We start from the raw sequence: 6,425 nt of genomic DNA on the forward strand, positions 1-6,425 counted from the left end.
CGTGAAGAGAATCGCAGAGCCTGCCTCTGGCGTTCCTGGTCCCGTCTTTGCTCCACACTCTCCCTAAGGTGCGGAGCCCGCGGGGCGAAGTCTCGAAGGACGGGGGCGGCCACCGGCCTCATTGCCTTGATTCTGCATAGGGGCTTTGTGGAATGCAGGTAAGGAGTTGCGCTCCCGCCCTCGTGGTTCGAGACGGCCCCTTGGGCCTCCTCACCAGGAGGGCTCTCTTTTGGCGCCTGCGGTTTTACTGCGCATCCCCCAGCAGTCCACTCAGGCTCCAGGGATTATCGCCCTGCTGATCGGCGATGTCGTCGACCTTCCAGCCGCCGTGCTCGCGGACCAGGGTGTAGAAGAGTGTCACCTCTTTGCCGTTTTCGAACTCCACCTCCACTTCGGCCCTGTCATCCAGCAGGATCGGCTGGCCGATCCTGACGTTGCTCGCCTCGCCGTCCTGGCCCGCAATGACGGGGTCGAAATCGACCGCGCCGACATCACCCTCCGGCGTATTGTCGAGATCGGCCTGGAGAAGCTTGTTCAGATGGTCGGAAAAGAAGATCGAATAGGGCGAGGGCGCTTCGGCGTCGCTCCTGTCGGTGTCGTAGCTGTAAAGCGCCTTGAGCAGCGCCTTCGGAGTCTTGTAGGTCTCCGCCGCGGCGGGCACGGCCGCGAACGCCGAGACGGCGAGGGCGAGAATGAAAGCGGGCAGACGCATGCATACGTTCCTCGGATGAGCAGAGAATCATAGCCGAAACGCGCGTCGAGGTGGAGCGGGATTTTCGGAGGGCTTGGCGCGGCCGCGGGCCTTGCGGACCGAAGGAAGGGGGTCACGTCAGGCCAGCTTGATGAGGCCGGCCTCTGTCGGCCTGAATCCGCAGTTGCGATACAAGGAGGTGAGGTGCGGTTCGAAATCGGCGTGCAGCCATTCGGCGCCTCGCTCGCGAGCAATCGTCGTCGCTTCCCTGACCAGCCGCGTCGCAATGCCTTGCCGGCGCATCTCGGGGTGAACGCAGGTATCGAGAATAAAGGCATGAATGCCGCCATCCCAGGCGACATTGACGAAGCCGACGAGCCTGTTGGCGTGATAGGCGCCAATGTGTGCGAGGCTGCGAGGCAGGATGCGGGAGAAGTCAGGTGCTTCCGGCGTGTTCCACGCTGCGGACCAGAGGCTGGTGAGTTCGGCGGGCGAGGGAAAAGGGTCGATGCGCAGTTCTGGCATGGCTGCTCCCGTTCGCTCATAGCTTCAGTTGCCGGGATTGTTTTCCGACAATTTCGCCCGCTTCGCAACCGATCTGCCACATCGGTCCCGGACAGGAAGCGTATCCCAGCAGCGTACAATTGACGCTTTGTTGACCGGATCCTGTTACGGAACATAATAAGAACATCTAATCACTCGGCTGCGGAGAAGGCTCATGTGCGGACGCATATTCGTCAAGACCTCGCTTGAAGAACTGATCAGCAATTTCCCATTTGCTGTCAGGGGCGGGGATATTGGGCTCGGAAATCGCTTTCCCCGATGGAACGGCGCGCCGTCGCTTGATTACCCGTCATCGTAAGGGATGTCGTGCGCGAGCCTGATGTAACAGGCCCCTCTTCGTATTGGCACGCTGGGGTCTGCTGCCCTCCTGGGCCAATCAGGCGGCCGGCCGCCGCCGGTCAATGTCCGCTGCGAGAGCATCGCTTCCAACGGCATGTTTCGCGCGGCATATCGTTCGCGCCGGTGCCTGGTGCCGATCAACGGCTTCTTTGAGTGGAAGGACATTCACGGCACGGGCAAGAACAAGCAGCCTTATGCGATCGCCATGAAGGACGGCTCCGCCTTCACGCTCGCCGGTATCTGGGAAAGCTGGAAAGATGAGAACGGCATTTCGATCCGCAACTTCGCCATCGTCACCTGCGAGCCGAACGAGATGATGGCGGAGATCCATGACCGCATGCCTGTTATCCTGCATCGCGAGGATTATGAGAGATGCTGTCGCCGGAGCCGGATCCGAACGATCTGATGAGGCCTCTCCCGGCCGAGTTGATGACGATGTGGAAGATCGGCCGGGGCGTCGGCTCGCCCATGAATGACGGGCCCGAGATCATCGAGGAAGTCGAGGACGACACGGAGCCGACGCTGATCTAGGGCAAGTCAGGCAAAGGCGGTGGTGGTCCTGCCTCCGGAATTGCTCTGACACCGGCTCGGGCGGGAGCCATTCACGAAACCATGCGGCAAACACATCCTCACGAGGAGAGGACAACGCATGCCAGATGATGCCGGAACGCTGTTACGGCCGTTCCTCAACAATGCCCTTCGCAGGCAGACGCAGCGCCATCCGGGACTTCGGCGGCTATGAGATCGGCAAGCGCCGAAAGCCTGATGTCATCGATGCGATCGCAGACGAGGTGGCGGAATTCCTCTGCACCTATCTCGACATCAAGGCGCACGGCCGACCTGCAAAGAAGGAAGCCTTAATTCTCGGCGTTAGGCAAATCGCGAAAGCGACTATTGGCAAGCGCCCGGCGAGAACCTAAACGCGTACCCATATCTTCCGAAGCGGCATGCCAACACACCCGGCCATCTTCCGATCCTGCTCCTCAGTCGTATCGGTAATATTCGGATTTCGCGCCTCAAGCGCAAAGCGGCCGAACGCGGCGGGCCAGATGTAACAAAGGTCGTTCAGCGAGACAGTGCCGCCGCAGCAGGGGGCTTCGGTGTTCAGGTCTTTGAAGCCATCGGCAGAAGCGGTATCCATGGCGTCTCCCCACCATTCCTCGGCGTCCGCGCCGCAGGCGCTGCATTCCACGCCGGACCAGTTCTCGCCGGGATCGTAGAATCTGACCTCATCTTCGAAACTTGCAGTCACTTCGTCCGCTTTGGTGGCGATGGCTTTTAGCAGGGAGACCGCACTGTATGCGACGTCGGGGGAGGGCTGCCAATAAGGATCTGCGGGGACATAGCGCAGGAAGGTTTCGGACATCGGCGCGCTCCTTTGTGCTTAAAACATCGCTAGGTGTTACTGCACCAAAAGAGCGGAATGCGCTAGCGTCCCGGCCGTCCGGTCTTCCCCTTCGTCCGTCCCTTGCGCTTCTGCTCGCCCGGCTCCTCATAACTGCCGGCTCCAACCCGGCCGCGCACGACCGGCCTGACACCATCGTCGCGTTCCGGCTGCCCTTCCAGCAGTGGTGAGAAGCGCTTCGTGCCCTTGGCGGCGTCGGGCTTTTCCGGCACATGGCCGGTCACCGGTTTTTCCGTGCGGCCGACGGTCATTTCGTCGAGGGTGTTGCGGCGGAAGAGGCTCTTGTTGTCGGCGGGAGTGGCGACATGGCGGCCCATTTCGTCGAGGGCCGGTTTGGCGAAGTAGGAGGGTGTGGCACCCCCCTCTGTCCTGCCGGACATCTCCCCCACAAGGGGGGAGATCGATTTGCCTCGGCCTTTTGTTTCCATTGACTTGGCTTCCTCCCGCGCCATCGGGTCGTCCATGGCGGCCAGTTCCACGGCTTTGAGGCGTTTGATTTCGTCGCGGAGGCGGGCGGCTTTTTCGAAGTCGAGGTCGGCGGCGGCGTCGCGCATGCTCTTTTCGAGGGCGTTGAGGTGGGCCTGCAGGTTGTTGCCGACGAGGTTGCCACCGTCGGCGAAGCCTTTGCTCGAGACGCCCGAGATGTCGGCGCGGACGTGGTCGCGTTCGTAGACAGAGTCGAGGATGTCGGAGATCTTGGCCTTGACGGATTCGGGCGTGATGCCGTTTTCCAGGTTATAGGCCATCTGCTTTTCGCGGCGGCGGGCGGTCTCGTCCATGGCGCGCTGCATTGAGCCGGTGACATTGTCGGCATAGAGGATGACCTTGCCGTCGACGTTACGCGCTGCACGACCAATGGTCTGGATCAGCGAGGTTTCGGAGCGCAGGAAGCCTTCCTTGTCGGCGTCGAGGATGGCGACGAAGCCGCATTCGGGGATGTCGAGGCCCTCACGCAGCAGGTTGATGCCGACGAGCACGTCGAAAGCGCCGAGGCGTAGATCGCGGATGATCTCGATGCGTTCCAGCGTGTCGATATCGGAGTGCATGTAGCGCACGCGCACGCCCTGCTCATGCAGATATTCGGTCAGGTCCTCGGCCATGCGCTTGGTCAGCACGGTGCAGAGCGTACGATAGCCCTTGGCGGCGGTCTCGCGGATCTCGCCGAGCACGTCGTCGACCTGAGTGCGGGCCGAGCGGACTTCGACCGGCGGGTCGATCAGGCCGGTCGGGCGGATCACCTGTTCGGCGAAGACGCCGCCTGATTGTTCCAGCTCCCAGCTGCCCGGCGTCGCCGAGACGGCGATCGTGTCGGGCCGCATGGCGTCCCATTCCTCGAAGCGCAGCGGCCGGTTGTCCATGCAGGAGGGCAGGCGGAAGCCGTATTCGGCCAGCGTTGCCTTGCGGCGGAAGTCGCCGCGATACATGCCGCCGATCTGCGGCACAGTGACATGGCTCTCGTCGATGAAGACGATGGCATTGTCGGGGATGTATTCGAACAGCGTCGGCGGCGGATCGCCGGGGTCGCGGCCGGTGAGATAGCGCGAATAGTTCTCGATGCCCTGGCAGGAGCCGGTCGCTTCCAGCATCTCGATATCGTAGCGGGTGCGCTGCTCCAGGCGCTGCGCCTCCAGCAGGCGGCCGGCCTTCTCCAGTTCGGCGAGGCGCAGCCGCAGCTCCTCCTTGATTGCCTTGATGGCGCCGTTCAGCGTCGGGCGCGGTGTGACATAGTGCGAATTGGCGTAGATCTTCACCGATTTCAGATCGCCGGTCTTCTGGCCGGTCAGCGGATCGAATTCGGTGATGGCGTCGATCTCGTCGCCGAACATGCTTATGCGCCAGGCCGCATCTTCCAAGTGGGCGGGGAAGATCTCAATGGTGTCACCGCGCACGCGAAAACTGCCGCGGGTGAAATCCATGTCGCGGCGCTTATATTGCTGGGCGACGAGATCGGCCAGCAGTTGGCGCTGGTCTAGCCGGTCGCCGACATTCATCTGGAAGGTCATAGCCGTATAGGTCTCGACCGAGCCGATACCGTAGATGCAGGAGACCGAGGCGACGATGATGCAATCGTCGCGTTCGAGCAGCGAGCGCGTCGCCGAGTGGCGCATGCGGTCGATCTGCTCGTTGATCGAGCTTTCCTTCTCGATATAGGTGTCGGAGCGCGGCACATAGGCTTCCGGCTGGTAATAATCGTAGTAGGAAACGAAATATTCCACCGCATTGTCGGGGAAGAAGTTCATGAATTCAGAATAGAGCTGGGCGGCCAGCGTCTTGTTCGGCGCCAGGATGACGGCTGGGCGCTGCGTTTCCTCGATCACCTTGGCCATGGTGAAGGTCTTGCCGGAGCCGGTGACGCCGAGCAGCACCTGACTGCGCTCACCGCTCTGCAGGCCTTCGACGAGATCGCGGATCGCCGTCGGCTGGTCGCCGGCCGGCTTGTATTCGGAAGCCATGCGGATGGTGATGCCGCCTTCGGATTTATCGGGGCGGGCAGGGCGGTGCGGCGTCCAGATCTTGCCGTTCTTGTGCAGCGGGTTGCCGCTCTCGATCAGCTTCGACAGCGCCTCGACGGTGGCGGTGACGCCGCCGGGCGAGATGCTGCCGGCATCCTCGAGCGAAATATCGAGACCCGCCACCGGGTTCAGGCCGGCGGCGGCGCGCGTCTTCGGGTCGGAGGAGCCACCGATCGAGACGCCGCGTGCGGTCTTGCTTGCCGTCGCCTTCTTGTTGATGCTGACGGCTTCGGTATGCTTGCGCGCCTCGTTCTCAACCTTCTTGCGGTGCTTGCCAGCCTTGGAGGCAATCTCGCGCTGGCTCTCGACGCCGGAGGCTTCGGCATCGGCCTCCAACTGCCTCACCCAATCGGCGACGGAGCCGGAGAGGGGCGCGCCCTCAAAGGACGATTGCTGGGCTTCCTCGAAACCATTCGAGGTCGGAGATTTTTTCGGAGCTTTGGCCATGGCGCGAATATGGAGAGAGTCAGCGCGAAAGGGAAGAGGGAAAGAGTACAAAAGGGAAACGAATGAATCGTTCGGATTGGCTCAACAATTCCTCGAGTTGTGGCTGTCAGCGGGCACCCGCCTCGTCCTTCGAGGCCCCTGCGGGGCGCCTCAGCAACCGTGTTGTTGCGGTTCGCTCCATGGGGTTCGTCTTTTGATGATAGTGTTGATCATGACGATGAATTTCCGTATGGCGGCGACGAGCGCGACCTTGGGTGGTTTGCCGGCAGCGCGCAGTCGTTTGTGGAAGGCCTTGATGGCCGGACTGCAGCGAATTGCCGAGAGCGTTGCTATGTAGAGGGCGCAGCGGACGGTGGCGTGGCGGCCGGCGATGTGGCGCTGGCCACGCCAGGTGCCGCTGTCGTGGGCGACCGGGGCGACGCCGACGAGGGCTGCGAGTTTCTTGTCGTCGATGGCGCCGAGTTCG

Annotated in this window: 6 protein-coding genes and 1 pseudogene; 2 read left to right on the forward strand and 5 right to left on the reverse strand. The window is 62.2% G+C overall.

From position 1 onward, the window contains the following. Positions 1-244 precede the first annotated feature (244 nt). Both FHT70_RS26535 and FHT70_RS26540 read right to left on the reverse strand, forming a co-directional pair. Positions 245-712: a DUF3828 domain-containing protein gene (locus FHT70_RS26535; protein ID WP_183705922.1), complete on the reverse strand. Its 468-nt coding sequence runs from the start codon at positions 710-712 to the stop codon at positions 245-247. Positions 713-829: 117 nt separating this feature from the next. Beyond that, positions 830-1,216 (reverse strand): GNAT family N-acetyltransferase, encoded by a 387-nt coding sequence (locus FHT70_RS26540; RefSeq protein ID WP_183705924.1) that lies wholly within the window; start codon positions 1,214-1,216, stop codon positions 830-832. 193 nt (positions 1,217-1,409) lie between these two features. Here FHT70_RS26540 and FHT70_RS26545 point away from each other — a divergent pair. Together FHT70_RS26545 and FHT70_RS26550 are read left to right on the forward strand one after the other, a co-directional pair. Next, positions 1,410-2,125, forward strand: a pseudogene (locus tag FHT70_RS26545) (SOS response-associated peptidase). A 125-nt stretch (positions 2,126-2,250) separates the two neighbouring features. Beyond that, the gene (locus FHT70_RS26550; RefSeq protein ID WP_183705926.1) at positions 2,251-2,514 is read left to right on the forward strand and encodes a hypothetical protein; all 264 of its coding nucleotides are present in this window, start codon (positions 2,251-2,253) and stop codon (positions 2,512-2,514) included. On the opposite strand, the gene FHT70_RS26555 is transcribed toward FHT70_RS26550, so the two are convergent. The 3 genes from FHT70_RS26555 to FHT70_RS26565 form a co-directional block, all read right to left on the reverse strand. After that, on the reverse strand, positions 2,511-2,960 hold the full coding sequence (locus FHT70_RS26555; protein WP_183705928.1) for a hypothetical protein: 450 nt from the start codon (positions 2,958-2,960) through the stop codon (positions 2,511-2,513). The genes FHT70_RS26550 and FHT70_RS26555 overlap by 4 nt on opposite strands. A 62-nt stretch (positions 2,961-3,022) precedes the next feature. Then, on the reverse strand, positions 3,023-5,959 hold the full coding sequence (gene uvrB / locus FHT70_RS26560; RefSeq protein ID WP_183705930.1) for an excinuclease ABC subunit UvrB: 2,937 nt from the start codon (positions 5,957-5,959) through the stop codon (positions 3,023-3,025). Positions 5,960-6,109: 150 nt separating this feature from the next. Beyond that, the coding region (locus tag FHT70_RS26565) for a transposase (RefSeq protein ID WP_183705932.1) at positions 6,110-6,425 on the reverse strand (316 nt) is incomplete at its 5' end.

Source organism: Rhizobium sp. BK049, from assembly GCF_014193135.1.
GTDB lineage: Bacteria > Pseudomonadota > Alphaproteobacteria > Rhizobiales > Rhizobiaceae > Rhizobium.